The organism is Burkholderia sp. BCC1993 (assembly GCF_905339865.1).
Lineage (GTDB): Bacteria > Pseudomonadota > Gammaproteobacteria > Burkholderiales > Burkholderiaceae > Burkholderia.
Genome location: NZ_CAJPGZ010000001.1, coordinates 197372 through 223490, shown reverse-complemented (window position 1 = coordinate 223490; position 26119 = coordinate 197372). Strand labels below are relative to the sequence as shown.

Here is a 26119-nt window from a genome sequence, read left to right as displayed (position 1 = left end):
GCTGCTGCGCCTGCGTCCTTCAATCGATCCGCACCATGAAGATCCTGATCGCGGCCGGACTGGCCGGCTTTGCCGTCTCGACATTCGCGCAGACCGCGTCGCCAGGCATCTGGCACGACGAAACCGCATACACGCTGAACGGCAAGCCGCTGCCGCAGGGCACCGACCGGACGCCGGACCAGTGCCTGACCGACGCGGACGCGAAGAACCTGCGCAAGACGCTGGAGTCGCGCATGCAGCGCGACGACGTCAAGTGCACGGTCACGAACTGGAACTACGCCGGTACGACGCTGAAAGTCGCGCTGGCCTGAGCGAACGAACAGGGCCGCGGCAACGCGACCGTGACGGGCGATGTGACGCCGACGCGCTACGACCTCAAGGGGCAATTGCACGGGCAGCATGCGCAGGCCGGCGCGTACACGCTCGCGTGGACGTGGCGCGGCAAGCGCGTCGGCGATTGCCATTGAACGCAACGACGCTCGACACGCAAGCTGTCGGACCGCGGGCGCCCTTCGGCGCCCGTTGATGTCCTCGAGAAATATGTGCCGCTATTCCGGGGCTGTACGCTTGAAGGGGCTCGGTGTGCGCGGCGCGCTTTCCGCTTACGAATGGTGATGCGTATGCGAGCGTGCCGAGCGCTGCGACGAGCGGTGCAGCAGCCGGTCGCGCGTGCGGTCGCGGCTGCGCCGTTCCGCGAAGAACAGCACCGCGAACACGAGGACCGCGAGCAGCAGGACAATCGCGACGATAGCGTTTTCCATGTCGCCTCCGGCAGGTAGGGGCCGGTGCCGGTCGTTCCGACCCCGGGCCGCGAACGCGCACGGCGCGGCGGAAACGGGGGGCAAGAACGAGGGCCAGGCCGCGTTCACGTCAGCATCGACATCGCTTCGATCAGCGCGATTCCGAGCCGCGCGCTGATCGCGGCGCCGACCCATTCAGGATGCCACCGTTCGAGATGCAGCGCACCGATCAGCATCGCGCCCGGCAGCGCGAACGCGATCACGAGATAACGACTTCGAAATCGTGGTCGATCGGCACGATGTCTCCTTCCCCATGTCGGCGTGTCGCATTCACCGGATCGTCATGCGTTTCGGCGACCTCGCACGCGCGGCGTTACGCGCCAAAATTATGTGTCACGACATGACATAAATGGCGATCACGCAGCCAGCAGGGCGCGAAAGTGCGACAGTCTGCCGGCGTGACGCATGCGCGCTTCCTCGTGCGCCCGGTGCGTGGCGGCGCGGGCCGCCGCCCCGTGGCTTGACGCTCGCGGGCACGTCACCCACACTGGGTTGAACGACGGGGCGCGGCGCGCCAATGCGTGCCCGTTGCGTCCCGACCTGAGCACGAACGCGCGGAGAGCTTCGACGTGGTGCGTTTTTCGTTCCGATCGACCGGCAGGCTGCCGGGTCGCGCCGCAACGCTCGCGGTTGCCGTGACCGCAGGCGCGCTGGCGTTCGTGCGTCCCGCGTTCGCCGACGCGGGCGACACAGCGCCCGTCACGCTCGTCAGCGATGTCCATGTATTCGTGATCCAGCACGACGGCTCGCTCGACGAGGACGACGATTCGACACTGCGCGCGAACGATGCGAACGGGATCGATGCGATCGCGCAGCGCTACGTGTGGTTCGACAAGAACCTCGAGAAGGTCGACCTGGTCGCGGCCGAGACGATCGATCGCGACGGCGTCGCGCATCCGGTCGGTCCGGAAGGCATCCGCGATGTGCAGGAGCCGCGCTCGGCCGGCGCGCCGACGTTCCAGGACGGGCTGCTGCGCACCGTCGTATTTCCGGGCGTCGAAGCCGGATCGAGCACGCGCATCGCGTTTCGCAAGTCGCGCACGAAGCCGGTCAACGCAGGTTACTTCGGCTACTACGTCGAACCGTCGCGCGAGCCGGTGGAGAACCAGCGGCTGATCTTCGACGTGCCGGCCGACATGCCGCTGCATGCGGACGCGCGCGGTTACGTCGCGCTGCCGCCGGTGACCGCGAACGGCCGCACGCGCTACGCATTCGAATACCGGCACGGCACGTACGACCGGATCGAGAGCGGCTCGGTCGGCTATCCGACCTACGGCGACCGGCTCGTGGTGTCCACGCTGCCCGATTATGCGGCGTTCGCGGCGCGCTATCGCAACGCGGCCGTCGACCCGAGCGCAAACGATCCGGCCGTCGTGCAGCTGGCGCGCGCGCTCACCGCCGGCGCCGCCGATCCGCTCGACCGCGCGCGCATCCTGTACGACTGGGTGCAGGCGAACGTGCGTTACGTCGCGCTCTTTCTCGGTGAGACGGCCGCCGCGCCGCACCGCGTGACCGACATCCTGCGCAACCGCTACGGCGACTGCAAGGACCACGTCGCACTGTTCGGCGCATTGCTCGCGGCGGCCGGCATCCGCAGCGAAGCAGTGCTGATCAATCTCGGCTCCGTGTACACGCTGCCGTCGGTGCCCGGTTACGGCGGCGGCGCGATCAATCACGCGATCACGTGGCTGCCCGATCTCGGCGTCTACGCGGACACCACGACGGCCGGCATCGCGTTCGGCTACCTGCCGCCGATCGTGATGGACCGGCCGGCGCTGCTCGTCGATACCGGCGTGCTGTCGCGCACGCCGGCCACGCAGCCGAAGCACCGCGCCGCGCGCGTGGAGATCGATGCCGCGCAACCGGGCGCCGCGCGGTTTCATGCGCGTGTCGAGGACGACGGCTGGACCGCGGAACTCGAACGCACGCTGTTTCGTCGGGCGGCGCCCGACCGCATCCGGCAGATCGCGACCGAACGCCTGCGGCAAAGCGGGCTGCGCGGCCGCGCGCAGATCGCGACGAGCGATCGCCGTGCGACGGACGGGGCGTTCGACGTCACGTATGCCGGCACGCTCGATCACTTCGTGTGGCCGGACGGCACGACCGCCGTGCCCGCGCTGTCGAGCCTCACGGGCGGCATCGCGACGCAGGTCGAGGGCTGGCTGGCCGAGCCCGTGCGCACGCAGCCGTGGGCATGCATCGGCGGCACGTTCGACGAGACCGGCCAGATCGCGCTGCCGGCCGACGTCGCGGTGACCGACCTGCCGGCCGATACGGCCGTGCACGACCGTTTCGTCGACTTCACGTCGCATTACGTATTCGATGCGGCCGCGCACGTCGTGCAGGTCACGCGGAGGATGAAGGCCGAGTTCGGCCGCCAGGTCTGCACGCCCGACGAGTTCACAGCGCTGCGCGCGTCGCTCGAACGCATCGAACGCGACACGCAGGCGCAGATCGTCGTGCGGGCGAAAGGGCATTGAACGGGCAGGCGCAGTGAGCGCGTTCGCCATTATCGGCCGATGTACAGGAGGGACATCATGACGGAACGAGACTACGAGATCGCCGATCTCTCGAAAGATTTGCTGGGCCGGATCGTGCAAGGCACCGTCGCAAGCGGTGTGCCCGTGGATGCAGAGCAGTGCGCGGCGCTCGCCGTGCAGTGCGCGACGGCGCTGGTCGACAAGCTCGACGCACGCAGCGGCTGAACGGCCTGGTTCAATGCGCTGCGCGTATCGTGCGGACATTGCTCGCCAGTCCGGTATTACGGGCTGGTCGCCAGCGATCCGCGGAGGGTGGCGCGCTGGCGTCGGCAGTACCGCCCGAGCCCGACGATGCCGACGAGGGAGACGAACGACAGCAGCGTGAAGAAGCCCGCCAGCGGCAGCCATTGCCCGCGGAACTGCTGCGCGAGTAGCGTGCCGATCATCGGCGTCGTGCCGCCTGCGATCATCGCGCACAGCTGGTAGGCGATCGAAATGCCGGAGTAGCGCACACGTGTCGGAAATGCCGGTGTCATGAAGCCGGCGATGACCGCATAGATCGCCGACAGGGTGACGACCGCGAACGAGATGCCGGCGACGATCGCGACGGGGTTCTGCGTCTGGACGAGCAGGAACATCGGATAGGGCGTCACCATCGACAGGAGCGCCGCGCAGGTCAGAAAGCGGGTTTCGCCGAACCGTTGCGCGAGTAATGCGGAGACGGGCTGCGACAGCAACTGGATGACGGTGACGACGAACAGGCAATCGAGGATGAACGACTTGGACATGCCGAGGTAGGTCGTCACGTACGAAATCATGAACGTGTTCGTGAAGAAGAAGCCGGCCGAGCCGATCGTGGTGGCCGCGGCCGCCAGCAGGATCGGCACCCAGGCAGTGCGCAGCACCTCGGCGACCGGATATTTCGCCACTGCGTTGGTATCGCGCACGCGTTCGAATTCGGGCGATTCCTTCACGCCGAGGCGGATGGCCATTCCGACGAGGAGCAGCACGAAGCTCGCGAGAAAGGGCAGGCGCCAGCCCCAGCTGACGAAGCTCTCGTGGTCGAGCGTCGTGACGAGCCGGAACGAGATCAACGACAGAATCAACCCGGCCGGGCTGCCCATCTGGGCGAACGACGCGAAGAACGTCTTGCGACCGGCCGGCGCATGTTCGCTGGCCATCAAGACGGCACCGCCCCATTCGCCGCCGACCGCGATGCCCTGCAGGACCCGCAGCAATACCAGCAGGATCGGCGCCCAGATACCGATCGTCGCGTAGCCCGGCAGCAGGCCGATGCCGGTCGTCGCGATACCCATCAGGAACATCGTCAGCACGAGCATCTTCTTGCGGCCGATGCGGTCGCCGAGATGGCCGAACACCGCACCGCTCAGCGGCCGTGCGACGAAGCCGACGAAAAAGGTGCCGAACGACGCCATCGTGCTCAGGAAATGGTTGCTGCTCGGAAAGAACACGTCGCCGAGCACGAGCGCGGCGGCGGTCGCATACGTGTAGTAGTCGTAGAACTCGACGGCAGTGCCGATGAACGCCGCGGTGGCGGCGCGCACGGGTTGATTCGTGGTGGGGGCGGGTTGAGACATGGGCTGTCCTGTCGTTTGTCGTGGGGGCGGTCGGCCACGGCGATGCACTGCCGGCGGTGTCGCAAGGCTGCTGCGTGGTTTATCCGTCGCCGATATGCGTGCGTAAAATTCTGTTTTTTAATCGCGAGCATTAGTGGCGCTTATGCTCGATACGCCCGCATAGCGCATGGCGTTCGAGCAGGCGACGCGCGTTGTTCGCGTCCGGCGCGTCGATCCAGTCGATTCCGTCGGGCGCGGCGCGGTGGCCGGGCGCCGTTTGCGCGCGATGGGCGTCGAGCAGCGCGCGCGCGGCATCCGCCTCCGCATCGGTGGGCGTCAATGCGTGGTTGATGGCGTCGACGTGTTCGGCGAACACCGCGCATTTCGACCGGAAGCCGAGCTGCGTCGTCGTACCAAGGTCGTGTGCGAGCGTGTCCGGCGCGCGGTAGGTGCATGGCAGGTCGATCGGCGTACAGCCGGCCGCGACACACTCGATCAGGAACCGGCTGCGCGCATGCAGCAGTTCGAGCCCGTTGCGCGAGCGGCGTGCGCCAAGGCTGGTGGCGAGATCCTCGACCGCCAGCATCGCATGACGGATGCGCGGGCTCGCGGCGAGCATCGCGCCGAGGTGCACGAGCCCGTAAGCCGATTCGATCGTCGGCACGATTTCCGTCGACCCTTCCGCAATACCGTGATGCGCTTCGAGTGTCGTCAGCGCGTCGGCCAGCCTGACGAGTTGCAGCGGGGTTTCCGCATGTGGCAGGAAGATCGCGGTGGGGCGGCCCGGCATCACGCCGGCGAGATCGTCGTGGCCGTCGTGCTCCAGCTTGTTGATCCGCACCGCGCCGAGCGCGCCGCAGGCGGCCGCGTCGGCGAGCCGCGTGACGATATGCCGGCGTGCGGCCGGCCGGTCGGCCGGCAGAGTCATTTCTTCCAGGTCGAAGACGATCGCGTCGGCGGACGTACCGAGTGCGGTGGCGTGCGCGGCCGTGTCGGCACCGGGCACGAAAAGCCAGACGCGTCGCAGGGCGGCGAGTGATCGATGAAGGTTGCGTGTCATGGTCGGGAGCGATTGCGGGGGACGGAAGCGGGCGGCACAGGTCATGCGTGCCCTGCGCGGGCGAGCATCGCGTGCAACAGCACGTCCGTGCCGCGCGCGACGTCGGCCGGCAATGCATCCTCGGCCTCGTTATGGCTCAACCCGCCGACGCACGGAATGAACACCATCGCGGTCGGACAGTATTTCGCGAGATGGATCGCGTCGTGTCCCGCTCCGCTGATGATTCGCTGGTTCGGATAATCGAGCGCGTCGACCGCGCTCTGAACGGCGTCGACGCAGGCCGGATCGAACGGCGTCGCGGGGCTGACCCAGTGCTGCCCGATCTCGACCGTCACGCCGCGGCGCGCGGCCATCGTCCCGAAACGCGCGCGCACGGTGGCCTCCATGCCGGCGATCGCCGCGTCGTCGGGATGACGCAGGTCGACGGTGAACGCGACCTCGCCCGCGATCGTGTTGCGCGACGCGTTCCGGATCTGCCATTCGCCGATCGTCGTCAGGCCCTGCGGAAAGTAATCGGCAGCGATCGCCTCGAGTTCGGCCGCCATGTCGGCGGCGGCAAACAGCGCGTCTTTGCGGTACTGCATCGGTGTTGTCCCGGCATGCGCGGCCTGCCCCGCGACGCGCACGTCGAGCCAGCGGATTGCCTGGCCGCCCGTGACGACGCCGATCGGCACGCCAGCCTCCTCGAGCACCGGCCCCTGTTCGATATGCGCTTCGAAGTAGGCGTCGAACACGTCGCCGGGCACTGCGCGCTCGCCTGCATAGCCGCTCGCGCGGAGCGCATCGCCGACACTTTCGCCTGCGGCGTCGCGCGACGCGAGTGCCGCGTCGACCGGCATCACGCCGGTGAACGCGGCGGAGCCCAGCATCGCTGGCGTGAACCGCGCGCCTTCTTCGTTGGTCCAGACGACGATCTCGATCGGCCGTTCAGTGTCGATGCCAGCGTCGTTCAGCGTTCGTACGACTTCGAGCGCGGCGAGCACGCCATAGACGCCGTCGAAGCGCCCGCCCTCCGGCTGGGTGTCGAGGTGGCTGCCGCTTGCGACGGGCGCGGCAGCCGCTTGCCGGCCCGCCCGTCGCGCGAACAGGTTGCCGACGCGATCGACAGACAGCGACAACCCGGCTTCCCGGCACCACGTCGCGAACAGCGCCCGGCCGGCCGCGTCTTCCCGGGTCAGCGCGAGGCGCCGTACACCGCCCTTCGCGGTCGCGCCCACTTGCGCCATGTCCATGAGGCTTTGCCAGAGCCGCTCTGCATTGATTTTCAGCATCGTCCAGGTTCCTGATCGGTCGGCCGCCGAGTGGCCGGAGTTCATCGTGTCGTCTTTATCGAAAATCAAAAACAATTAGTCCAATTTTTAATCGTTATCCTGAGTATAATTTTCACGAATGATGATGCTGTGAGGCCTGCGATGAGCAAAGACCGCCCCGATACCTACCTGAACGACCGCCTCGACTGGAACCTGCTGCGGACCTTCCTCGCGATCGCTCGCGAAAAGAGCGTGAGTCGCGCGGCGATGCGCCTGCACCTTACGCAACCGGCCGTGAGCCAGGCGCTGCGGCGACTCGAGGAGCAACTCGGCCTGCGACTCGTCGATCGCCACGGGCCGCGCATCGAGGTCACACAGGCGGGCATCGAGGTGCAGCAGATCGCCGAGGACATCTACGGCACGATCTCGCGCCTGTCGCTTGCCGACGTCGATCGCGATCACGACATCTCGGGCACCGTGCGCATCGGGATCGTCAGCGGCATCGACTTTCCCGCGTACGACGATTTCCTCGCCGGGTTTCATCGGACCTATCCGCGCATCGAATTCGAAAGCCAGGTGATGCGCAGCGCCGACGTCGTCAACAGCCTGCAGCAGCGGGCGCTGACGCTCGGGCTGTCGCCGCGTCGCGCGTTGCCGAAGCGCATCGACGCGCGCGTGTTCCTGCGCCAGCACTACGCGCTGTTCTGCGGGCGTCACCATCCGCTGTTCGGGCGCGACGACTTACGCACGGCAGACCTGTCCGGCCTTCCGTTCGTGTCGTTTACCGGCGACAAGGTCGGTGACCACATGTCTCCGCTGACGATCTTTCGCGACGAGATGGGCTTTACCGGCCGAGTGCTCGCGTCGTCGTCGAGCATGGCCGAGGTCAAGCGCTTCATCTTCGCGGGGCTCGGGATCGGCTGCCTGCCCGAGCACATCGTCCGCGGCGACATCGAGCACGGACGCTTCTGGCGCCTGCCGCCCGACGAAGGCGTGGCCGACGTCGACATCTACTTCCTGTCGTCGCAGGACCGCAAGCTCAATGTTGCCGAGTCCGCATTCGTCGGCGCGCTGAATGCGTTCCTCGACCGGCAGGAAGCGCTCGATGCGCCGGCCGCGCCATGATGCGGGCGCGACCGGCGGCGGCCGGCGTTCAGTAGCCGCGCGCGACATCCACCACGTTGCGCAGCGGCTCGCCGTCCAGCAGCCGCTGCACGTTTTGCGCGACCTGCTGACCGATCGTGTCGGAGCTGGCGACCGACGCCATGTGCGGCGTGACGATCAGGTTCGGCGCATGCCAGAGCGGATCGTCGGCGGGCAGCGGCTCGACCGGGAACACGTCGACGAGTGCGCCGCCGAGTTGGCCGCCTTCGAGTGCCGCGACGAGATCGGCGACGACGAGATGTTCGCCACGACCGACGTGGATCAGCTTCGCACCCGGCTTCAGCCGGTTGAACGTCGACGCATTCAGGATGCCGCGTGTTTCGTCGGTCAGCGGCAACAGGCACACGAGGATGTCGGTGCCGGCGAGAAACGCGTGCAGGCCGTCGTCGTGTTCGAACAGTTCGACGCCGGGCAGCGCACGCGGCTGGCGTGCCCAGCCGCGCACCGCGTATCCGCGCTGCTGGAGATCGACGGCGACACGGCTGCCGATCTCGCCGAGTCCCATGATGCCGACCGTACATTGCGATGGATGCGCCTGTTCCGGGCGAAACCAGCGTGTCGCCTGCTGGTTGCGCATGGCAAGGTCGAGCCGGCGGTGGAAATGCAGCACGCCCCACGTGACGAACTCGCTCATGCCGCGCGCATGCTGAGGATCGACGACGCGGCACAGCGGCAGTGCGGGCAGCGCGGGATCGGCGAGGATGTTGTCGACACCGGCCGCGATGCTGTGGACGAGGCGCAGGTTCGGCATCGCGGCGAGCGCGCCGTGCGGCGGATCCCAGCACGCGGCGATTTCCGCGTCGGCGGCGCCCGGCTCGCCGTGCATCACGACGTTGAAGGCCGGCGCGGCGCGCCGGATCGATGCGACGAGATGCGACATGTCGTAGCTTTTACTAAGGAGTGCGATTGTAGTCATCGGGATCTGTATCGAAGACCGGCCCTGATGGCCGGCACATGCGGAGGCAGTTTCAGCAGCGGTAGTCGGACGCGGGATCGTCGATCAGGCGCAGCGCCGCGCGCCATGCGGTGTCGGCGATGTCGGCCGAATCGTCGCGCGCGAATTGCGCGGCCGTGCGTCGGCAGACGTCGATCGGCGGCACGATCAGCTTCGTACCGCCGGCCATCGCCTGCACCTGCGCCTGGCACGCGCGTTCGAGAAAGTAGATTTCGTGGAATGCCTCGGCCGCCGTCGATCCGCCCGCGAGCAGGCCGTGATTGCGCAGGATCATCGCCTTGTGGGTACCGAGGTCGTGCACCAGCCGTTCGCGTTCGGCGAGGTCGAGGGCAATGCCTTCATAGTCGTGGTAACCGAGCTTTTCGTAGAACTTCAGCGCATGCTGGCTGATCGGCAGCAGGCCGCTTTCTTGCGCGGAGACGGCGATGCCCGCTGCCGTGTGCGTATGCACGACGAAGTGCAGGTCGTCCCGCGCGGCGTGGATTGCCGAGTGGATCGTGAAGCCGGCCGCATTGACGCGGAACCTTGTAGGATCGCCGGCCGCGCGTGCGTCGATCACGTTGCCGTATGCATCGATCTTCACGAGATCGGACGCACGCATTTCATGGAACAGCACGCCATAGCGATTGATCAGGAAAGTCGGCGTGTCGCCGGGCAGGCGCGCCGAGATGTGCGTGTCGATCATGTCCGTCATGCGGAAATGTGCGACGAGGCGGTACAGCGCCGCAAGGTCGGTGCGGATCGCCCATTCGTCGGGCGGGCAGTCGTGCGTGCCGGCGGGCAGGCGTGCGTCTTCGAAGGATCGCATCGGTGTCTCTCCATGTTCAGGCGTTGATGGCGGGGTAGTGTTCGCCGGCGTGGGGCGGCCCGTCAATTTCATTGTGCTAATGCGCATCATTAGCGTGGCGAATGCTCGCGTTGCTCGGCGACGCACAACACGTCGGATACCGGTTCACCGGCTCGCAGGCGGGCCAGCAGCGCCGGCTCCGCGCGGTCCGATGCGAGCGCTGTGTCGACGACGGCGGCGAGTGTCGCCGCATCGGCGAACAGCACGCCGTTGTCGTCGGCCAACACGATCGAGTCCGACGCGACCGTCACGCCGCCGCATCGTACGGGCACGCCGAACGCGCTCGCGCCGTCGTCGAGGCGCTTGGTCGTCAGTGCGCTCGTGCCACGCGCGAAGACGGGCAGGCCGATCTGCCGAAGTTCGCGCAGATCGGTTACGACGCCGTCGACGACGATGCCGGCCGCGCCCGCGCATTGCGCGGCCGTCGCCGTGACCGCGCCGACGCACGCGTGCAGGTGGTCGCCGTTCATGTCGATCACGAGCACGTCGCCGGCCGTGAGCGTTGCCAGCGCGCGATTGACCGCGATCGCGTCGGGGCTGCGCAGTTGCAGGGTGACGGCGCGGCCCACCAGCTTCACGTTGGAGACGAGCGCATGCAGCGCGGGGTGGGTGAAGCCTGTTTCGAGAAAGTGGCCGAGCGTCGGGAGACTCACGTCGCGCAGTTGCCGGGCGAGTAGGGGATCGAGGGAGCGTGTCACGGGATTTACCGTTCGATTGGCCGGATTCATACGCGTCCGCCGACTGGTTCGTCGCGGTGCACGGGCGCGGACAAATCGCGTTTCAGCGTTTCGGTGAGCAGCAGGAGCGCGAGCGCGGAGGCCAGCGCGGAAGCAACCATGTACCACGCGACCGACGAGCCGCGCCCGGTCGCGGAGAGCAGCGCGGTCGTCACGATCGGCGTGGCCGCGCTGCCGAGCAGGCCCGACAGCATGTAGCTGACCGACAGCCCCGAATAGCGCACTTCGGTGCCGAACAACTCGGCGAGGAAGGTTGCGATCGGCCCGTAGTTCGCCGCGAACGCGGTCATCATCAGCAAGTAGCCCGCGAGCGCGAACGAGAATTCTCGGCTGTCGAGCAGCCAGAACATCGGGAATGCGAACAGTGCCTCGGCGAGAATGCCGCCGATGATGACGGGCTTGCGGCCGATACGATCCGACAGGTGGCCGAACAGCGGAAGCATCACGATGCAGAGCGCGCAGGCGATCAACGCGATCGACAGCATCGCGCCGCGCGAATAGCCGAGCGTCTGGGTGCCGTAGGTGAGCCCGAACGCGACCATCAGGTTGAATGCGGTGCCGGTCGACATGGTCGCGATGCCGCCGAGCACGACCTGCTTGCCGTAGCGGCCGAGCACTGCGGCGATCGGCAGCTTCACTTGCGCCGCGGCTTCCTTGACTTTCGCGAAGGTCGGCGTTTCGGTCGTGTTCAACCGGATATACAGGCCGACGCCGACGAGCAGCGCGCTGGCGAGGAACGGAATGCGCCAGCCCCACGCAAGCAGCGACTCGGGTGACAGCATCGCGCTGCTGACGAGAAACGCGAGATTCGCGATCAGCGTGCCGGCGGGCACGCCGGTCTGCACCCACGATCCGAACAGGCCGCGCTTGCCGGCAGGCGCGTGCTCGACGGCCATCAGTACCGCGCCGCCCCATTCGCCGCCGAGCGCGAGCCCCTGAACGATGCGCAACGCGAGCAGCGACACGGGCGCCCAGATGCCGATCGCGCCATAGCTCGGCAACAGGCCGATCGCGAACGTCGCGCAGCCCATCAGGATCAGTGACACCAGCAGCATCGACTTGCGTCCGAGCCGGTCGCCGAAATGGCCGAACAGCGCGGCACCGACGATGCGCGCGAGATACGCGGATGCGAAGGTGCCGAACGCGAGCAGCGTGCCGACGAGCGGCACGAAGCTCGGAAAGAACACTTTGTTGAAGACGAGCGCGGACGCAGTGGCGAACACGAACAGGTCATACCATTCGACCGTCGTGCCGATCACGCTCGCGATGGCGATGCGTTTCAGGTCGTTGGGGGTTGCTTGAAGCGCGGGGGATGAGGCGGCGGGACGAACCGTGGCCATGGCGTTCTCCGAGGTGGGGCGGTCAGCGTTGAGATGACGGGCCGCGCGGCGTGCGCGGCGGATGCGCCTTTATCGGAAGCCAAAAACGATAAGTAAAAGTGTGTTTTTTGATTCTTTGTATTAATGACGTTGATGATGCATGCGACGGTTGCCGACAACTTTCAATGCTGGCCGGTTATCTCGCCTTCGGCACGCACCGCGCCCGGCGGCCTGCCGACCACGCGCTTGAACGCGCGGCTGAACGCGGCGAGCGACCCGTAGCCGAGCCGGTACGCCACCGCTTCGATCGTCTCGCCCTCGCGGGCGATCCACTGCGCGGCGAGCCGCATCCGCAGCTCGGTCAGGTAACGCACCGGCGTCATCCCGGTGGCCGCGAGAAAGCGCTCGGCGAATACCGAGCGCGACACGCCCGCTTCGGCGGCCAGTTCCGCGACGCTCCAGTTGCGCCCCGGATCGCGATGCAGCGCGACGATCGCGCGGCCGAGCTTCGGCTCGCGCAACGCCTGCACCCAGCCCGTCGCGTCGCCGCATCCGCATTCGACCCAGCCGCGCACGATGAACGCGGCGACCACGTCCGCGAGCCGCGCGAGGATGCCCGCGAAGCCCGCGCGCTCGGCGCACGATTCGCGCTCCATCGCATCGAGCATCGGGCGGATTTCCGGGTAGCGCGCGAGCAGCGTGCCGACGTGCATGAATGCCGGCATCGTCCCGACGAGCGGCTGCATGCCGCCGAGATCGAGCTCCATGCACGCGCTGAAGATCAGCGCATCGCCGGCGGCCGGCTCCGTCGCGGCGCACGTCGTCGCGCCCACCGACGCGACCGTGTCGCAGATCTTCGCGGCCGCGAACCCGCCGATCTCGCGGCACGGCGCGTCCGGATCGGACACCAGCGCATGCGTGCGGCCGTGCGGCAGCAGGATCGCGTCGCCGGCCTCGAGCCGCACCGTCGTGCCGTCCGCGTCGCGCAGCAGCACGGGCCCGCGCCCGACGAAATGGAACTGCGCGCGGCCCGGCGCATGGCCGAAGCTCAGCCCGAACGGCCGCGGCACCTGGATCCGGCGGTACTGCACGCCGCTCAGGCGCATTCCCAGCAGCAACTCGCTGACGAGGTCGTGTACGTCGGGAACGGGGGGAAGCAGGGGCTCGGACATCGCGAGATTCGGACGATCGATCAATAAGAACGGATTGTATGTCATAGACCGTCCTGCTGTCGTTCCTTACGATACGCCGTCATCAGTACTTTCCCTAGACGACTCGGAACGACGCATGAATCCCGGTATCTCCTCCTCCGCCACCACGGCGGCCCCCCGCGAGCCGGCCTGGGGCGCCGTCTTCGCGATGACGCTCGGCGTGTTCGGCCTCGTCACCGCCGAATTCCTGCCCGCGAGCCTGCTCACGCCGATGGCCGACAGCCTCGGCGTGACCGAAGGCGTGGCCGGCCAGGCCGTCACGGCCACCGCGACGGTCGCGCTCGTCACGAGCCTGCTGATCTCGGCGCTGACGCGCACGATCGACCGCCGGCGCGTGCTGCTCGCGTTCTCGGTGCTGCTCGTCGCGTCCAATCTCGCGGTCGCGTTCGCGCCCGACCTGACGACGCTGCTGATCGGCCGCGTCGTGCTCGGCGTCGCGCTCGGCGGCTTCTGGACGATGGCGACGGCCACCGCGATGCGGCTCGTGCCGACCGCGATGGTGCCGCGTGCGCTGTCGATCATCTTCAGCGGCGTGGCGGTCGCGACGATCGCGTCCGCGCCGATGGGCAGTTATTTCGGGCACCTGATCGGCTGGCGCAACGTGTTCCTGATCGCGGCCGGGCTCGGCGCGCTCGCGTTCGTGTCGCAGGTCACGACGCTGCCGTCGATGCCGCCGAGCGGCACCACGCGGCTGCGCACGCTCGTCGACGTGCTGCGCCGGCCGACCGTCGGCCTCGGGATGTTCGCGACGATCCTCGTGTTCACCGGGCATTTCGCGTTCTTCACGTATCTGCGGCCGTTCCTCGAACAGGTCGCGGGCGTCGGCGTGAACGGGCTGTCGGCGATCCTGCTCGGCTACGGGATCGCGAACTTCGTCGGCACGTCGCTCGCCGGGCGCGTGCTCGAGCACCGGCTGCGGCCGATGCTGATCGGGATGCCCGCGCTGATGGTCGTGCTCGGCGTCGCGCTCGTCGCGCTCGGCCGCGCGCCGATGATCGACGCGGTGCTCGTCGCGTTGTGGGGGATGGCGTTCGGCGGCGTGCCGGTCGCCTGGTCGACGTGGGTCACGCGCACCGTGCCCGACGAAGCCGAGAGCGCGGGCGGACTGATCGTCGCGGCGATCCAGCTCGCGATCGCGACGGGCGCGGCGGCCGGCGGCGTCGTGTTCGACGCGAACGGCGCGGGCGGCGTGTTCCTGGGTGCGGCCGCGGTGCTGGCCGTCGCGGTCGCGACGATCGTGACCGGCGTGCCGAAGCGGGTCGGTGTGGCGCCGGCGCTGGCCGAGTGACGGATTGCGGCACGCCGATGCGCGCGATCGCGCATCGGCAAGTTGTGCGGCGAGGTCGTGCCAGTCGCGCAACAGCCGGCTCGGGTCATGCGGCGTGGCGTGGCCGAGTCGATCGCATCAAGCGGATAGCGGGACAGGACGCCGCCTGGGCGATGTGCGCCGCCGGCATGGCGGCGCGACACAAGAAGCGCGCGGAGGGCCGCGCCGCGCGCCGATCACATTGGATGTAACCGGCTCCGCTACGCGCGTTGCTTCACCACCGCCGCGAGCGCGTTCATCGCCTGCAGGTAAGGGTACGGCCCGTGACTGATGCGCGCGACGCCGTAGTCGGCGAGTTCGGCCAGCGTCGGCGTTTCCGACACGCGCATGATGTTGACGGGCAGCGGCGACGCGGCCGTCAGCGCGCGAATCAGCGCCGGTGACCTCAGGCCCGGCACGAACAGGCCGTCGGCGCCGGCCGCCGCGTACGCGCGTGCGCGGGTCAGCACGTCGTCGAGCAGCCGTTCGTCGTGCGTGTCGGCCGCGGCCTTGAAGAACACGTCGGTGCGCGCGTTGATGAAATAGCCGATATCCGCACGGTCGGCCGCCTGCCGGGCCGCCGCGAGACGCGCGACCGCATCGTCGACGGTGCGCAGTTCCCCCGTCGCAGGAAAGCTGTCCTCGAGATTGCAGCCGATCGCGCCGGCTTCGATGCTGCGCGCGATCGTGTCGGCGAGTTCCTCCAGCCGCTCGCCATACCCGCTTTCGAGATCGACGGTGACGGGCAGGTCGGTCGCCTGCGCGATCCGCGCGAGCACGTCCATCACGCGTGCTTTCGGCATCTGCTCGCCGTCGACGAAACCGTTCGCGACCGCGACCGACCAGCTGCCGGTCGCCAGCGCGACACCGCCCGCGTCGGCCACCGTGCGTGCACTGCCGGCGTCCCACACGTTGAACAGCGCGAGCGGCTGGCCCGCGCGGTGAAGCGATCGGAAATGCGCGGCTTTTTCCTTGTTATTGCGGCTCATGCTCGTTCCTTCTGGTGAAATTCGAATCGGTGAGGGTGTCGAACGAGACGTCGACCGTGTCGAGCGCCGCGAGAAAATCGCGCGCGTCGAACAGTTCGCCGAGGCTGCGTACGCCGCCTGACGTCAGCGTCCTGCCGTCCAGCAAGCGAACCGTCGCCTCGACGATGATCGGTGCGCTGACCGCATAGATGTCGCGTCCCGACGCGGTCGCGCGATGCGTGGTGCCGTTCTGCACGACGACGGCATCCATCGCGAATTGCTGCGCCGAGCGGCCGAACGCGTCGACCGGTTGCGGCGGTGGCGTGCCGGCATCGCGCACGTCGCGCAGCGCGAGCGTCGCCAGCCAGGACTCGATCGTATCGATGCGCAGATGACGTGCGAGTGTCATCACTTCCGAAAACGGCAGCAGCGTCACGTCGACGTCGCCGAACGGCGACGGAAACGGCCACCGGCGTTCGCACGCGGTCGACGGCACCGCGGTCGGCTTGCCGTCCCGCTGAATCAGCCGGGTCGCGTGATTGCGCGCGCCGGTCACGCGCGTGCCGCGCGTCGGATGCCAGCTGTCGAGGCCGGTCGCGACATCGACGCGTTCGATCGGCTCGCGCGGGTCGACGACTGCGGTGACGAGCAGATCGGCCAGGCCGCCGTAGAACGCGGCGGCCGGCACGAGCGTCACGCCGGCGGCGCGCGCCCGGGCATCGCGCTGGCCGGTCAGCGCCTGGACCGACGGCTGTTCGGCCGTCAGGTCGAGATACGGGATGCGCGCTCGCAACGCCGCATCGGCGAGCGGCAGCGCAGTATCGAGGTACGGACCCGCGCAGTTGATCACCGCGTGCGCGCCGCGCAACGCGATGTCGAGCGCGGCCGGATCGTCGACCGGGGCGACGCGCCACGGCGCCGCGTCGTGGCCGCCCTGCGCGAGCCGCGCGGCATCGCGCCCGATACGGATCGCATCGCAGCCGCGCCGTTCCAGCTCGGCCAGGACAAACCGCCCGGTGTGACCCGTGGCGCCATACACCGCAACCGTCATTTGACCGTCCATGATCGACTCCGATACAGACCGGTTTGTTTTATAGTACAGACCTGTAGCGCCGTCAATCTTCGGGTGCTATCATCGGCTGCACTTTTGCGGGACAGGCGGCCCTTGGCGGCCGGACTTGGATGAAAAAGGGAACAGACACGAACGGGAGCGCGCCCGATACACGCGAGCGCATTCTGCAAACGGCCAGCGCGCTGTTCTATCGGGAAGGGACGCGCGCGGTCGGCGTGGACCTGATCGTCGCACAGGCGGGCGTCGCCAAAACGAGCCTGTACCGGCACTTCGCGACGAAGGACGACCTGATCGAGGCGTTTCTGCTGCGCGAGGATGCGGATTTCTGGGCGCACTGGGACGCGGTGGCCGCGCAGTGCCGGCGCACGCCGCGCGAGGAACTCGATGCGCAACTGCAATGGATCGGCGAGCGCATCGAGCGCCCCGGCTATCGCGGCTGTCCGCAGATCAACATCGCCGCCGAGTACGCGGACGGCAATCATCCGGCCCGCAAGGTCGCCGTCGCGCACAAGCAGGAACTGCGGCGCCGGCTGGCGGAACTGGCCGGCGCGATGCGGATCGACGAACCGGAAACCTACGCGCTGCGGCTCGCGACCGTCATCGACGGCGCGCTCAGCAGCGGGCAGGCACTGCGTGCGCACGGGCCCGTGCGCTTCCTGCAGGAATTCGCGCAACTGCTGATGCCGAAGAAGGGCCGGAAGTGAATGACGTGACGCGCCGCTTCAGCCGCGCGTAGCCGGATCCTCCGATAGCGCGCGCAACTGGCTGCGCAACACATCGACCGCTTCCGGCGCGAACGGCCGTTCGATCTCGGTATGGGTCTGCTGCCAGAGCGGGAACGCTTCGGCCAGCAATTGATGACCGGCCGGCGTGAGTTCGAGCAGGCGGCTGCGCTTGTCGTCCGGATCCGGCGTGATCGTGAGCAGCCCGCGCCGCTCGAGCGGCTTGAGTGCGGCGGTCAGCGTGGTGCGATCCATCGCGAGCAATGACGCGACCGATTTCATCGCGGCCGGCTGTGGCCGGTTCAGCGACATCAACAGCGAGAACTGGCCATTGGTGAGATCCAGCGGACGCAGCACATCGTCGAAGATGCGCGCGAGATTGCGCGCCGCGCGCTGCATGTGCAGGCACAGGCAGCAATCGCGCACCATCAGCGTCGTTTCGAAAGGGAGCTTTTCTATGCGTGCCATGTTGCAATTGTGTTGATATCAACCTATCGTGTCAAGGACGAGGCGCGGCAGCCCGCCGTGCCCGCCATCGGACGGAGGAAGCATGAGTGCTCAACAGCAGTTGTATCTCGCGGTATTCCTCGGCAGCAAGGATAGCCCGGGCATGAAGGCGTGGATGGTGTTGCCGGAGGACGAGCGGCGCACGCGGGAGCGCGAAGGGATCGCCGCGTGGCATGCGTGGGTCGAGCGGCATCGCGACGCGATCGTCGAGCTCGGCGGGCCGCTCGGCAAGACCAAGACGATCGGCAAGGGCGGCGTGACGGACACCGCCAATGCGATGAGCGGCTTCACCGTCGTGCGCGCCGCATCGCACGATGCGGCCGCCGCGCTGTTCGAGGGCCATCCGCATTTCACGCTGTTCCCGGGCGATGCGATCGACGTGATGCCGGTGCTCGCGGTGCCCGGCATGTGAACGACGACAGGCGCTGCATGCGTGGGCGAAGCGGCCGAAGTGATCGAAGCGTTCGAAGCATTCGAAGCGGCCGATTGGCCGTCGCCTGCGTGCGGCGATTTTTCCCGACATTATCGATGGAGACATTGCGATGAAGCTTTACGGATTCGCCGGCACGCGCACGCAACGCGCGCTCTGGGGGCTCAAGGAACTGGACGCGGATTTCGAGTTCGTGTCGGTCAACCTGCTAAAAGGCGAGCACAAGCGGCCCGAATTCCTGCGCCTCAATCCGGCCGGCAAGGTGCCCGTGCTGGTGGACGGCGACCTCGTGATTCCCGAGTCGGCCGCGATCGTGCTGTATCTCGCGGACAAGTACCCGGAGAAGGCGCTGCTGCCCGTCGATCTCGATTTGCGCGCGCAGGCCTATCGATGGGTCATGTTCGCGGTGACGGAGCTTGAACAGCCGCTGTGGCGGATTACGCGCCATTCGTTCATCTATCCGCCGGAAAAGCGCTCGCCGGCCGATATCGAGCTGGCACGTGAGGATTTCGCGACGATGGCCGCGATCCTCGACAAGCATCTCGAAGGGCGCGAATTCATCGTCGGCGACACGCTGACGGTGGCCGATTGCGTGACGGTCTACCTGATCGACTGGGCGAGCGAATGCCACCTGATCGAACCGTTCCCGCAATTGCGTGCGTATCTCGAGCGGCTTTACGCGCGGCCGAAGGCGCCGCAACGGATCGCGGACGCACGCAAGGCGGCGTGAAGCGGCGGTCGGTCATGTCGACGGGCGTGATCGACCCCGGCCGCGCGATCTCGCGGGCTTGCGGGCTTGCGGTTACGACACCGTGTCAGGCGCACCCAGCGCGCGACACAGCACCGACAAGTCGCGAACGGTCAGATGCGGCGACGGCGCACGATGCGCAGCGTGCTCCGTTTGCGACCCTGCGTGACGTACGACCCACGCTGCCTGAAGCCCCGCATTCAACGCGCCGACGATATCGAGGTGAAAGTCGTCGCCGACGTGCAGCAGTTCCGCCGCAGGCACGCCGAGCGTCGCGGCGGCCGCATGGAAGATTTCCGGCTCGGGCTTCGCGAACCCGAACGCACGCGCGCTGAGCGTTTCACGGAAGAACTCGCCGCCGCCGGTCAGTTGAAGATCCGCATTGCCGTTCGTCACCGCGATCAGCGGAAACCGCGCGCTCAACCACGCGAGCGCCGGCAATGCATCGTCGAAGAACTCGACCTGGTTTCGCGCCGAATAGAACACGTCGTAGGCGCGGTCGGTCAGTGAGACGTCTTCGTTCGCGCGCTCCAGCGCCAGCCGGATCGATCCGATGCGCAACGCGCGATAGTCGCTGACGAGATCCGGCCGCGAGCGTTCGTATTCATCACGCAGTTGAGCCAGGGTCTGCGACGCAGGCAGCACGCTCGCGGTATTGGGTGCGTGCGCGATCAGCCACGCATGCAGCGACGCCTCGGCCCGTGCGACGGAAGGGCCGAACGGCCATAGCGTGTCGTCGAGATCGAACGAGATGGCGGAAACTTTGGATAGACGCATGGCGATGGAAGATATCACGCCGTTGCCGTTCACCACGGCCACGGGATCGAGCGTCCCGTGCCGCTGTCGACGGCCTGCCGATACAGGAAGCGCGCCACGGTCAGGTCCTGCAGCGCGAGCCCCGTCATGTCGAATACGGTGATCTCGCCCGGCGAGCGATCGACCGACACGGTCCCGGCGAGCACGTCGCCGATTTCGGTGCGCGGCAGATCGGGCGCCCATTGGCACTCGCCGATGCCGCGCGCCTGCTCGTGATCGTCCACGAAAATTCGCGCGCGCTGCAGCACGCCTTCGGGAAGCTCGCGCTTGCCCGCGGTGTCCGCGCCGACGCAGGTCAGGTGGGTGCCGGGCTGAACCGCGTCCGCATCGAACAGCGGGCCGCCGCCCGGCGTTGCCGTGATGACCACGTCGCTGTCGGCCACCGCATCGTTTCGGTCTCGTGCGACGCGGATGTCGCAGCGTTCGCGGAATGCCGATTCGAACACCGCGTCCGCTTCGCCGCGCGCGTTCACGTACTGCACCGTGCACCGTTGCGGCAGCAGCGTGAGCGCATGGTCGAGCTGGACGCGCGCCTGCACGCCGGTGCCGAACACGCAGATGCGCGTACTGTCGCGGCGGGCCAGCGCCTGCAGGCCCAGGCCGCCGGCCGCGCCGGTCCGGGCGGTGGTGATCGCGTTGCCGTCCATGATGCAGATCGGCCGGCCGGTGGCCGGATCGAACAGCGCGATCGTCGCCTGGTGCGGCTCGCCGCCCCGGCTTCGATTGCCGGGCCAGAATCCGGCCGCCTTGAAGCCGAGCAGATCCTGGCTCGCGACGTCGCCCGACTTGATGCCGAACACGCCGCCGGTATGCAGCTTCTCGCGCACGACCGGGAACACGCGTCCTGCGCGTTGGCTGTGCAGCACGAAGGCTTCGCGGACCGCCGCCATCACGTGATCGGTTTGAAGGGCCGGTTCGACGACATCCCGGTCGAGAAGAAGGAGGTGGGCGTCTGTCGGCATGGTGGGCGAGCCTGTCGGATGCAATGTGAATCGCGGTTTTATAGTTTGTATAGATTTGGACAAATAGTCAATGTCGGGCGGTCGGGCGGCGGCCGGTTGCGTCGCCGGATATCGGCGTATCACGTCGCCGCACCGGCCACCGCGCCGCGATGCTAGGTGCTTACCACCCGTAGAAGCGCGGCCAGTTCTGCACGGTGCCGTCGTCGCCCAGCGCGTGGTATTCCGGATGTTGCGCGCCGGTCGCGCACGCGTGGTTCGGCAGGATCCGCAAACGGGTCCCGATCGGAAACCGCTTCGCGATATCCGTGTCCGGCGTCCCGATGCGGGACACGATGCCGTGCTCCTGATTGGCCGCGCTCATCAGGTACTCGCCGAGCACGTCACCGTCTTCGCTACACACCTGCCCGTAGCCGAAATCCCGCGCCTGCCGCTGCGTGCCGCGATCGCGGCTCATCGCCATCCAGCCCGCGTCGACGATGGCCCAGCCTTTTTCTTCCTGGTGCCCGATGACGGTGGTCAGCACCGACAGCGCGATGTCGGACAGCGCGCACACGCCGACGTTGTGCATCACGAGGTCGAACAGCACGTACACGCCCGCGCGGACTTCGGTCACGCCGTCGAGGCGCGCCGCGGACAGCGCGGTCGGCGTCGAACCGATGCTGACGACCGGGCAGGGCAGCCCGGCGGCCCTGAGGCGCTCCGCGGCGTGCACGGTCCGGCTGCGCTCCTGTTCGGCGATCGCGACCAGCGCGTCGCGGGTGTCGCAGTCGTAGCTGGAGCCGGCATGCGCGAGCACGCCGCCGAGCGTCATGCCGCCGTCGACCAGCGCGCGGCCGACGTCGATCAGCAGGTCGTCGTCGGGGGCGATCCCCGAGCGATGGCCGTCGACATCGACCTCGATCCAGACGTCGAAGCGCTCGCCGTGCGCGCGCCCGAATTCGGCGATCGCGTGCGCGGCCTGCAGGCTGTCGGCGACGATCTTCAGGTCGCAGCCCTGCCGGCGCAGCGCGAGCGCCTGGCCGAGCTTCGCGGGAATCATGCCGACCGCGTAGACGATGTCGCGCACGCCGCCCGCGAAGAACCGTTCGGCTTCCTTCAGCGTCGACACCGTGATGCCTTGCGCGCCGGCCGCAACCTGCGCGTCGACGACGTGCTGGCACTTGGTAGTCTTCACGTGCGGCCGGAACCGGACGCCGAGCGCGTCCAGATGCGCCTGCATGCGCGCGATGTTGTCACGCATGCGACCGATGTCGATCAATGCGGCGGGGGTGTTGAGAAGGAGGGGAATGCCCATGATGCGTTGCCTCGGTGGGTTGCCGACAGCGAACACAGTAGAGCGTTTGGCGCGCAGCGTGTTTAACGTTTGCCAAATCGAGCATTAAGCAGCATTTAATCCCGGGACCGCGCTCATGCCTTGCCGCGCCACGGCGGCGGATCGAGAAATTGCGCCGCGGCTTCGAGGAAAACGCGTTGCCGTGCGGAGCGGCCCGTGCGCGACGGCAGCAGCGCGGTCACGGGCGCGGGCGGCAGATGCCAGTCGGGCAGCAACCTGACCAGTTTGCCGCTCGCGAGCAACGGCGCGACGTCCCACTCGGAGCGCTCGACGATGCCGAGCCCGGCCAGTGCCCAGTCGGTGATGACGGTGCCGTCGTTCGACGACAGCGCGCCCGTGACGCGAATCATCGCCGATCGTCTGGATTCGCCCTTGCCGTCGCCGGCTTGCGAGAAGCGCCAGCGCGGCACGTCCTCGTCGTTCTCGCGCAGGCACAGGCAGTCGTAGCGGGCGAGGTCGGACGGATGGTCCAGTTGCTTGATGCGCCGCGCGTAACCGGGGCTCGCGCACAGGAAGCGCTCGTTGGGCGCGAGCGGATAGCCGACCCACGACGACGACTTCAGGCTGCCGACATGGATGACCACGTCGGCCCCCGACGCGCTGGTCAGCGGACTCTCCGACAGGTGCAGCGAGATTTCGAGCTTCGGATGCGCGCGTTGCACGTCGCGCACGATCCGCGCGACGTACTTGCGTCCGAAGCCGAACGGCGCGACGACGCGCAGCGTGCCCTGCACGTCGCCGTGATCGCCCGCGATGTTGCCCGGCAGCGCGTCCACGCGCTCGAGAATCTCCACGGCTTCCTGATAAAGCCGCTGACCTTCGTCGGTCAGCTCGATCCCTTTCGGCTGCCGCACGGCGAGCCGGACGTCCAGCCGCGCCTCCATCCGCTGCAGGCGGATCGTGACCGCGGGCGGGGTGAGGTCGAGCAGGCGCGCGGCGGATGCCAATGAACGCGACGCGCCGATCGCGCGCACGAGTCGAAGGTCGTCGAGGTCGAGCATTGCGTGTCCTTTAATGCTGGCGTTGCCGGGCATTAAACATCACATTGCATGAAGCATGTAGCGTTACGCCGCCGCGGTCCCCATGCGGGTTCATGCGTTTCACGCCGCGCGCCCGAATTCGCGCAATTTCGGGCGAAGGCGGCACGCCGCCGCAAGCCGCGCTGACGCGCCGCAACATCGCGGCCGACACCCGATAGCCGGCAGTCCGATGCAATCCGGCGCCGTGCAAAACCCGCGCGCCGTTGTGTTCTGTCCCCCAACTTCTGCCCGGTTTGCCCGCCACAGGGCAAAATACGGGTTTTCCGCACCCGAGAGGGCGCGCCCGAATCACGCGCCGGGCGGCGGCAGTGCGCCATCGCACGCCGTCGCCGGGCGCCCAGGCAAGCTGCTCGCCGTGTCGCGAGCCCACAGGAGTCCAGACCCCATGCCCGAATCCAACCTGTCCTTCTTCGGCCGGCTGTCGCTGGCCGTCGGCACGTTCTTTTCCGTGATCGGCAACCGCGAGTTCGCGGCCGGCGTGCTGCGCGTGCGCGATGGCGCCCCGGCACCGGTCGCGCCGGCGCCGGTTGCACCGGCCCCCGCGGCAGCCCCGGCGCCCGCGCCCGTGAAGGCGCCGGCCCCCGAGCTGCGCGAAGCGAGCCCGCAAGCCGCGCTGCAACTGCTCGGCCTGCTGCAGCGCGATGCGCGCTTCATCGACTTCGTCGAGGAAGACATCGCCGGCTACGCGGACGCCGACATCGGCGCCGCCGCACGCCTCGTGCACGACGGCTGCCGCGCCGCGCTGCGCGAGCATTTCACGATCGTGCCGGTGCGCGACGAAGCCGAAGGCAGCCGCGTGACGCTGCCGGCCGGCTTCGACGCGACGGCCGTGCGCGTGACGGGTAACGTGGTCGGCGCCGCGCCGTTCACGGGCACGGTCAGCCATCGCGGCTGGCGCGTGGCCGACGTGCGCCTGCCGAAGCTGACCGGCAGCCACGACGCCTCGGTGGTCGCACCGGCGGAGGTGGAACTGTGAACGATCCGCGCTATTCGATCGGTATCGACCTCGGTACGACCCACTGCGCGCTGTCGTACGTCGACAGCGCCGCGAGCGACGGTGAAAAAATCACGCAGCAGGTGCTGCCGATCGCGCAGCTGACCGCGCCCGGCGCGCTGGAGTCGCGCGACCTGCTGCCGTCGTTCCTCTATCTCCCGCATGAAAGCGAACTGACGCAGGGCGACCTGACGCTGCCGTGGACGGCCTCGCGCGGCTTCGCGGTCGGCGAAATGGCGCGCACCCGCGGCGCGGGCACGCCGATCCGCCTCGTGTCGAGCGCGAAGAGCTGGCTGTGCCACCCGGGCGTCGATCGCCGCGCGGCGATCCTGCCGAGCGATGCGCCGCCCGAAGTGACGCGCGTGTCGCCGCTGGAAAGTTCGATCCGCTACCTGACGCACCTGCGCGAAGCGTGGGACCACGCGCATCCCGACGCGCCGTTCGCCGACCAGGACGTGACGGTCACGATCCCCGCGTCGTTCGACCCGGCCGCGCGCGAGCTGACGGCGGAAGCCGCGCGTGCCGCCGGCTATTCGCGCATGACGCTGCTCGAGGAGCCGCAAGCGGCGCTCTACAGCTGGATCCAGAAGAGCGAAGGCGGCTGGCGCAAGCAGGTGCAGGTCGGCGACCTGATCCTGTGCGTGGACGTCGGCGGCGGCACCACCGACCTGTCGCTGATCGCGGTGGTCGAGCGCGACGGCAATCTCGAACTGCATCGCGTGGCGGTCGGCGAGCACATCCTGCTCGGCGGCGACAACATGGACCTCGCGCTCGCGCACGTGGTCGCGCGCAAGCTCGCGCAGCAGGGCACGCAGGCCGATCCGTGGCAATTGCGCGCGCTGACCTACGCGTGCCGCTCGGCGAAGGAAACGCTGCTGTCCGACCCGACGACCGACGCGGTGCCGCTCGTCGTGCCGAGCCGCGGCTCGAAGCTGATCGGTGGCTCGATCCGCACGGAGCTGACGCGCGCGGAACTCACGCAGACGATCCTCGAAGGTTTCTTCCCGCAAGTCGATGCGGCGGCGCGTCCGGTGAGCCGCGCGCGCGTCGGCCTGACGCAGCTCGGCCTGCCGTATGCGCAGGACGCGGGCATCACGCGCCACCTCGCGGCGTTCCTCGGCCGCCAGGTCGCGGCGCTCGACGCGCTCGAAGGCGTGCAGCGCACGCTGCCGCAAGGTGCGACGTTCCTGCATCCGACCGCCGTGCTGTTCAACGGCGGCGTGTTCAAGTCGACGCTGCTCACGCAGCGCGTGCTCGATACGCTCAACGGCTGGCTCGCCGCCGAAGGCGCGCCGCCGGCCCGTTTGCTCGAAGGCGCGGATCTGGACCTCGCGGTCGCGCGTGGCGCGGCTTACTACGGCTACGTGAAGCGCGGCCGCGGCGTGCGCATTCGCGGCGGCACGGCGCGTGCGTACTACGTCGCGATCGAGTCGGCAATGCCCGCGGTGCCGGGGCTGGAGCCGCCGGTGCAGGCGCTGTGCGTCGCGCCGTTCGGGATGGAGGAAGGCTCGGATGCGGCGTTGCCGCCGCAGGAGTTCGGCCTCGTCGTCGGCGAACCGGTGCAGTTCCGCTTCTTCGGGTCGTCGGTGCGGCGCCAGGACCAGGTCGGCACGCTGCTCGACTACTGGTCGCCTGAAGAGCTGCAGGAACTCGAGGAAATCCAGGCCACGCTGCCCGCCGAAGGGCGCACGGTCGGCGAGGTCGTGCCGGTGAAGCTGCATGCGCGCGTGACCGAAGCCGGCACGCTCGAGCTCGAGGCGATCCCGAGCGGCACGAACGAGCGCTGGAAGGTCGAGTTCGACGTGCGCGGCGCCGCCTGAG

Annotated in this window: 28 protein-coding genes; 11 read left to right on the top strand and 17 right to left on the bottom strand. The window is 68.2% G+C overall.

Annotated features, from left to right (window positions below; all coding sequences use genetic code 11):
- Positions 1–35 precede the first annotated feature (35 nt).
- Complete coding sequence (locus U4Y91_RS01035; protein ID WP_321802649.1) at positions 36–311, top strand: hypothetical protein; 276 nt, start codon at positions 36–38, stop codon at positions 309–311.
- Between the two features lie 30 nt (positions 312–341).
- Positions 342–467 (top strand): hypothetical protein, encoded by a 126-nt coding sequence (locus U4Y91_RS01030; protein WP_260439219.1) that lies wholly within the window; start codon positions 342–344, stop codon positions 465–467.
- A 135-nt stretch (positions 468–602) separates the two neighbouring features.
- Here U4Y91_RS01030 and U4Y91_RS01025 read toward each other — a convergent pair whose 3' ends face one another.
- Positions 603–761, bottom strand: coding sequence for a hypothetical protein (locus U4Y91_RS01025; RefSeq protein WP_321802647.1), 159 nt, complete (start codon positions 759–761; stop codon positions 603–605).
- Positions 762–865: 104 nt separating this feature from the next.
- Positions 866–1003 carry a hypothetical protein gene (locus tag U4Y91_RS01020; protein WP_321803170.1) on the bottom strand — a complete coding sequence of 46 codons (138 nt, stop codon included), beginning with the start codon at positions 1001–1003 and terminating at the stop codon, positions 866–868.
- A gap of 366 nt (positions 1004–1369) precedes the next feature.
- Between U4Y91_RS01020 and U4Y91_RS01015 the strand changes: the two genes are divergently transcribed.
- Together U4Y91_RS01015 and U4Y91_RS01010 are read left to right on the top strand one after the other, a co-directional pair.
- Positions 1370–3280 (top strand): DUF3857 and transglutaminase domain-containing protein, encoded by a 1911-nt coding sequence (locus tag U4Y91_RS01015; RefSeq protein ID WP_321802645.1) that lies wholly within the window; start codon positions 1370–1372, stop codon positions 3278–3280.
- Between the two features lie 57 nt (positions 3281–3337).
- Positions 3338–3505, top strand: coding sequence for a hypothetical protein (locus tag U4Y91_RS01010; RefSeq protein WP_321802644.1), 168 nt, complete (start codon positions 3338–3340; stop codon positions 3503–3505).
- 56 nt (positions 3506–3561) lie between these two features.
- On the opposite strand, the gene U4Y91_RS01005 is transcribed toward U4Y91_RS01010, so the two are convergent.
- From U4Y91_RS01005 to U4Y91_RS00995, 3 genes are all read right to left on the bottom strand, one after another.
- Positions 3562–4878 (bottom strand): MFS transporter, encoded by a 1317-nt coding sequence (locus tag U4Y91_RS01005; protein WP_321802643.1) that lies wholly within the window; start codon positions 4876–4878, stop codon positions 3562–3564.
- Between the two features lie 130 nt (positions 4879–5008).
- A complete protein-coding gene (locus U4Y91_RS01000; RefSeq protein WP_321802641.1) occupies positions 5009–5917 on the bottom strand; it encodes an HpcH/HpaI aldolase/citrate lyase family protein in 909 nt (302 codons plus the stop codon).
- Positions 5918–5958: 41 nt separating this feature from the next.
- On the bottom strand, positions 5959–7188 hold the full coding sequence (locus U4Y91_RS00995) for a Zn-dependent hydrolase (RefSeq protein ID WP_321802639.1): 1230 nt from the start codon (positions 7186–7188) through the stop codon (positions 5959–5961).
- Between the two features lie 141 nt (positions 7189–7329).
- Between U4Y91_RS00995 and U4Y91_RS00990 the strand changes: the two genes are divergently transcribed.
- Entirely contained in the window at positions 7330–8292 is a 963-nt protein-coding gene (locus U4Y91_RS00990; RefSeq protein ID WP_321802638.1) for a LysR family transcriptional regulator, read from the top strand.
- Positions 8293–8320: 28 nt separating this feature from the next.
- Here the strand turns inward: U4Y91_RS00990 and U4Y91_RS00985 are convergent, their stop codons facing one another.
- The 5 genes from U4Y91_RS00985 to U4Y91_RS00965 form a co-directional block, all read right to left on the bottom strand.
- A complete protein-coding gene (locus U4Y91_RS00985; RefSeq protein WP_321802636.1) occupies positions 8321–9247 on the bottom strand; it encodes a glyoxylate/hydroxypyruvate reductase A in 927 nt (308 codons plus the stop codon).
- 52 nt (positions 9248–9299) lie between these two features.
- On the bottom strand, positions 9300–10094 hold the full coding sequence (locus U4Y91_RS00980; RefSeq protein ID WP_321802634.1) for a class II aldolase/adducin family protein: 795 nt from the start codon (positions 10092–10094) through the stop codon (positions 9300–9302).
- Positions 10095–10183: 89 nt separating this feature from the next.
- Entirely contained in the window at positions 10184–10831 is a 648-nt protein-coding gene (locus U4Y91_RS00975; protein WP_321802633.1) for an RraA family protein, read from the bottom strand.
- A gap of 26 nt (positions 10832–10857) precedes the next feature.
- Positions 10858–12210, bottom strand: coding sequence for an MFS transporter (locus U4Y91_RS00970; RefSeq protein ID WP_321802631.1), 1353 nt, complete (start codon positions 12208–12210; stop codon positions 10858–10860).
- Between the two features lie 161 nt (positions 12211–12371).
- Positions 12372–13406: an AraC family transcriptional regulator gene (locus tag U4Y91_RS00965; RefSeq protein ID WP_321802630.1), complete on the bottom strand. Its 1035-nt coding sequence runs from the start codon at positions 13404–13406 to the stop codon at positions 12372–12374.
- A gap of 70 nt (positions 13407–13476) precedes the next feature.
- Between U4Y91_RS00965 and U4Y91_RS00960 the strand changes: the two genes are divergently transcribed.
- Positions 13477–14688 carry an MFS transporter gene (locus U4Y91_RS00960; protein ID WP_321802628.1) on the top strand — a complete coding sequence of 404 codons (1212 nt, stop codon included), beginning with the start codon at positions 13477–13479 and terminating at the stop codon, positions 14686–14688.
- A gap of 239 nt (positions 14689–14927) precedes the next feature.
- Here the strand turns inward: U4Y91_RS00960 and U4Y91_RS00955 are convergent, their stop codons facing one another.
- On the bottom strand, positions 14928–15695 hold the full coding sequence (locus tag U4Y91_RS00955) for an isocitrate lyase/phosphoenolpyruvate mutase family protein (RefSeq protein ID WP_321802626.1): 768 nt from the start codon (positions 15693–15695) through the stop codon (positions 14928–14930).
- Positions 15682–16737 carry a saccharopine dehydrogenase family protein gene (locus tag U4Y91_RS00950; RefSeq protein WP_321802624.1) on the bottom strand — a complete coding sequence of 352 codons (1056 nt, stop codon included), beginning with the start codon at positions 16735–16737 and terminating at the stop codon, positions 15682–15684. Before U4Y91_RS00950 ends, U4Y91_RS00955 begins: the two co-directional genes overlap by 14 nt.
- A gap of 119 nt (positions 16738–16856) precedes the next feature.
- Between U4Y91_RS00950 and U4Y91_RS00945 the strand changes: the two genes are divergently transcribed.
- Positions 16857–17450 (top strand): TetR/AcrR family transcriptional regulator, encoded by a 594-nt coding sequence (locus tag U4Y91_RS00945; RefSeq protein ID WP_321802622.1) that lies wholly within the window; start codon positions 16857–16859, stop codon positions 17448–17450.
- A gap of 18 nt (positions 17451–17468) precedes the next feature.
- Here the strand turns inward: U4Y91_RS00945 and U4Y91_RS00940 are convergent, their stop codons facing one another.
- A complete protein-coding gene (locus U4Y91_RS00940) occupies positions 17469–17936 on the bottom strand; it encodes a MarR family transcriptional regulator (protein WP_321802621.1) in 468 nt (155 codons plus the stop codon).
- An 82-nt stretch (positions 17937–18018) separates the two neighbouring features.
- On the opposite strand from U4Y91_RS00940, the gene U4Y91_RS00935 reads away from it, so the two are divergent.
- Positions 18019–18387: a hypothetical protein gene (locus U4Y91_RS00935; protein WP_321802619.1), complete on the top strand. Its 369-nt coding sequence runs from the start codon at positions 18019–18021 to the stop codon at positions 18385–18387.
- Between the two features lie 130 nt (positions 18388–18517).
- Positions 18518–19135: a glutathione S-transferase family protein gene (locus tag U4Y91_RS00930; RefSeq protein WP_321802617.1), complete on the top strand. Its 618-nt coding sequence runs from the start codon at positions 18518–18520 to the stop codon at positions 19133–19135.
- 72 nt (positions 19136–19207) lie between these two features.
- On the opposite strand, the gene U4Y91_RS00925 is transcribed toward U4Y91_RS00930, so the two are convergent.
- The 4 genes from U4Y91_RS00925 to U4Y91_RS00910 form a co-directional block, all read right to left on the bottom strand.
- Positions 19208–19930, bottom strand: a complete 723-nt coding sequence (locus tag U4Y91_RS00925; protein ID WP_321802615.1) for an HAD-IA family hydrolase — start codon at positions 19928–19930, stop codon at positions 19208–19210.
- Between the two features lie 29 nt (positions 19931–19959).
- The gene (locus U4Y91_RS00920; protein ID WP_321803142.1) at positions 19960–20931 is read right to left on the bottom strand and encodes an ornithine cyclodeaminase family protein; all 972 of its coding nucleotides are present in this window, start codon (positions 20929–20931) and stop codon (positions 19960–19962) included.
- Between the two features lie 160 nt (positions 20932–21091).
- Positions 21092–22225 carry a DSD1 family PLP-dependent enzyme gene (locus U4Y91_RS00915; protein ID WP_321802613.1) on the bottom strand — a complete coding sequence of 378 codons (1134 nt, stop codon included), beginning with the start codon at positions 22223–22225 and terminating at the stop codon, positions 21092–21094.
- Between the two features lie 113 nt (positions 22226–22338).
- The gene (locus U4Y91_RS00910) at positions 22339–23265 is read right to left on the bottom strand and encodes a LysR family transcriptional regulator (protein ID WP_321802612.1); all 927 of its coding nucleotides are present in this window, start codon (positions 23263–23265) and stop codon (positions 22339–22341) included.
- Between the two features lie 424 nt (positions 23266–23689).
- On the opposite strand from U4Y91_RS00910, the gene U4Y91_RS00905 reads away from it, so the two are divergent.
- Both U4Y91_RS00905 and U4Y91_RS00900 read left to right on the top strand, forming a co-directional pair.
- Positions 23690–24280, top strand: coding sequence for a DUF2760 domain-containing protein (locus tag U4Y91_RS00905; protein ID WP_124521975.1), 591 nt, complete (start codon positions 23690–23692; stop codon positions 24278–24280).
- Positions 24277–26118 (top strand): Hsp70 family protein, encoded by a 1842-nt coding sequence (locus U4Y91_RS00900; protein ID WP_321802611.1) that lies wholly within the window; start codon positions 24277–24279, stop codon positions 26116–26118. Before U4Y91_RS00905 ends, U4Y91_RS00900 begins: the two co-directional genes overlap by 4 nt.
- Position 26119: the final 1 nt, after the last annotated feature.

What these genes read in the sequence shown, in the direction of transcription:
- U4Y91_RS00980 (WP_321802634.1), bottom strand. Translation starts at nt 10,094, where the DNA reads ATGCGATCCTTCGAAGACGCACGCCTGCCCGCCGGCACGCACGACTGC.
- U4Y91_RS00945 (WP_321802622.1), top strand. Translation starts at nt 16,857, where the DNA reads ATGAAAAAGGGAACAGACACGAACGGGAGCGCGCCCGATACACGCGAG.
- U4Y91_RS00970 (WP_321802631.1), bottom strand. Translation starts at nt 12,210, where the DNA reads ATGGCCACGGTTCGTCCCGCCGCCTCATCCCCCGCGCTTCAAGCAACC.
- U4Y91_RS00915 (WP_321802613.1), bottom strand. Translation starts at nt 22,225, where the DNA reads ATGGGCATTCCCCTCCTTCTCAACACCCCCGCCGCATTGATCGACATC.
- U4Y91_RS00960 (WP_321802628.1), top strand. Translation starts at nt 13,477, where the DNA reads ATGAATCCCGGTATCTCCTCCTCCGCCACCACGGCGGCCCCCCGCGAG.
- U4Y91_RS01025 (WP_321802647.1), bottom strand. Translation starts at nt 761, where the DNA reads ATGGAAAACGCTATCGTCGCGATTGTCCTGCTGCTCGCGGTCCTCGTG.
- U4Y91_RS00955 (WP_321802626.1), bottom strand. Translation starts at nt 15,695, where the DNA reads ATGAGCCGCAATAACAAGGAAAAAGCCGCGCATTTCCGATCGCTTCAC.
- U4Y91_RS00965 (WP_321802630.1), bottom strand. Translation starts at nt 13,406, where the DNA reads ATGACATACAATCCGTTCTTATTGATCGATCGTCCGAATCTCGCGATG.
- U4Y91_RS00905 (WP_124521975.1), top strand. Translation starts at nt 23,690, where the DNA reads ATGCCCGAATCCAACCTGTCCTTCTTCGGCCGGCTGTCGCTGGCCGTC.
- U4Y91_RS01000 (WP_321802641.1), bottom strand. Translation starts at nt 5,917, where the DNA reads ATGACACGCAACCTTCATCGATCACTCGCCGCCCTGCGACGCGTCTGG.
- U4Y91_RS00935 (WP_321802619.1), top strand. Translation starts at nt 18,019, where the DNA reads ATGAGTGCTCAACAGCAGTTGTATCTCGCGGTATTCCTCGGCAGCAAG.
- U4Y91_RS01035 (WP_321802649.1), top strand. Translation starts at nt 36, where the DNA reads ATGAAGATCCTGATCGCGGCCGGACTGGCCGGCTTTGCCGTCTCGACA.
- U4Y91_RS00985 (WP_321802636.1), bottom strand. Translation starts at nt 9,247, where the DNA reads ATGACTACAATCGCACTCCTTAGTAAAAGCTACGACATGTCGCATCTC.
- U4Y91_RS00995 (WP_321802639.1), bottom strand. Translation starts at nt 7,188, where the DNA reads ATGCTGAAAATCAATGCAGAGCGGCTCTGGCAAAGCCTCATGGACATG.
- U4Y91_RS01005 (WP_321802643.1), bottom strand. Translation starts at nt 4,878, where the DNA reads ATGTCTCAACCCGCCCCCACCACGAATCAACCCGTGCGCGCCGCCACC.
- U4Y91_RS00920 (WP_321803142.1), bottom strand. Translation starts at nt 20,931, where the DNA reads ATGCCGACAGACGCCCACCTCCTTCTTCTCGACCGGGATGTCGTCGAA.
- U4Y91_RS00925 (WP_321802615.1), bottom strand. Translation starts at nt 19,930, where the DNA reads ATGCGTCTATCCAAAGTTTCCGCCATCTCGTTCGATCTCGACGACACG.
- U4Y91_RS01010 (WP_321802644.1), top strand. Translation starts at nt 3,338, where the DNA reads ATGACGGAACGAGACTACGAGATCGCCGATCTCTCGAAAGATTTGCTG.
- U4Y91_RS00940 (WP_321802621.1), bottom strand. Translation starts at nt 17,936, where the DNA reads ATGGCACGCATAGAAAAGCTCCCTTTCGAAACGACGCTGATGGTGCGC.
- U4Y91_RS00910 (WP_321802612.1), bottom strand. Translation starts at nt 23,265, where the DNA reads ATGCTCGACCTCGACGACCTTCGACTCGTGCGCGCGATCGGCGCGTCG.
- U4Y91_RS00950 (WP_321802624.1), bottom strand. Translation starts at nt 16,737, where the DNA reads ATGGACGGTCAAATGACGGTTGCGGTGTATGGCGCCACGGGTCACACC.
- U4Y91_RS00930 (WP_321802617.1), top strand. Translation starts at nt 18,518, where the DNA reads ATGAAGCTTTACGGATTCGCCGGCACGCGCACGCAACGCGCGCTCTGG.
- U4Y91_RS00990 (WP_321802638.1), top strand. Translation starts at nt 7,330, where the DNA reads ATGAGCAAAGACCGCCCCGATACCTACCTGAACGACCGCCTCGACTGG.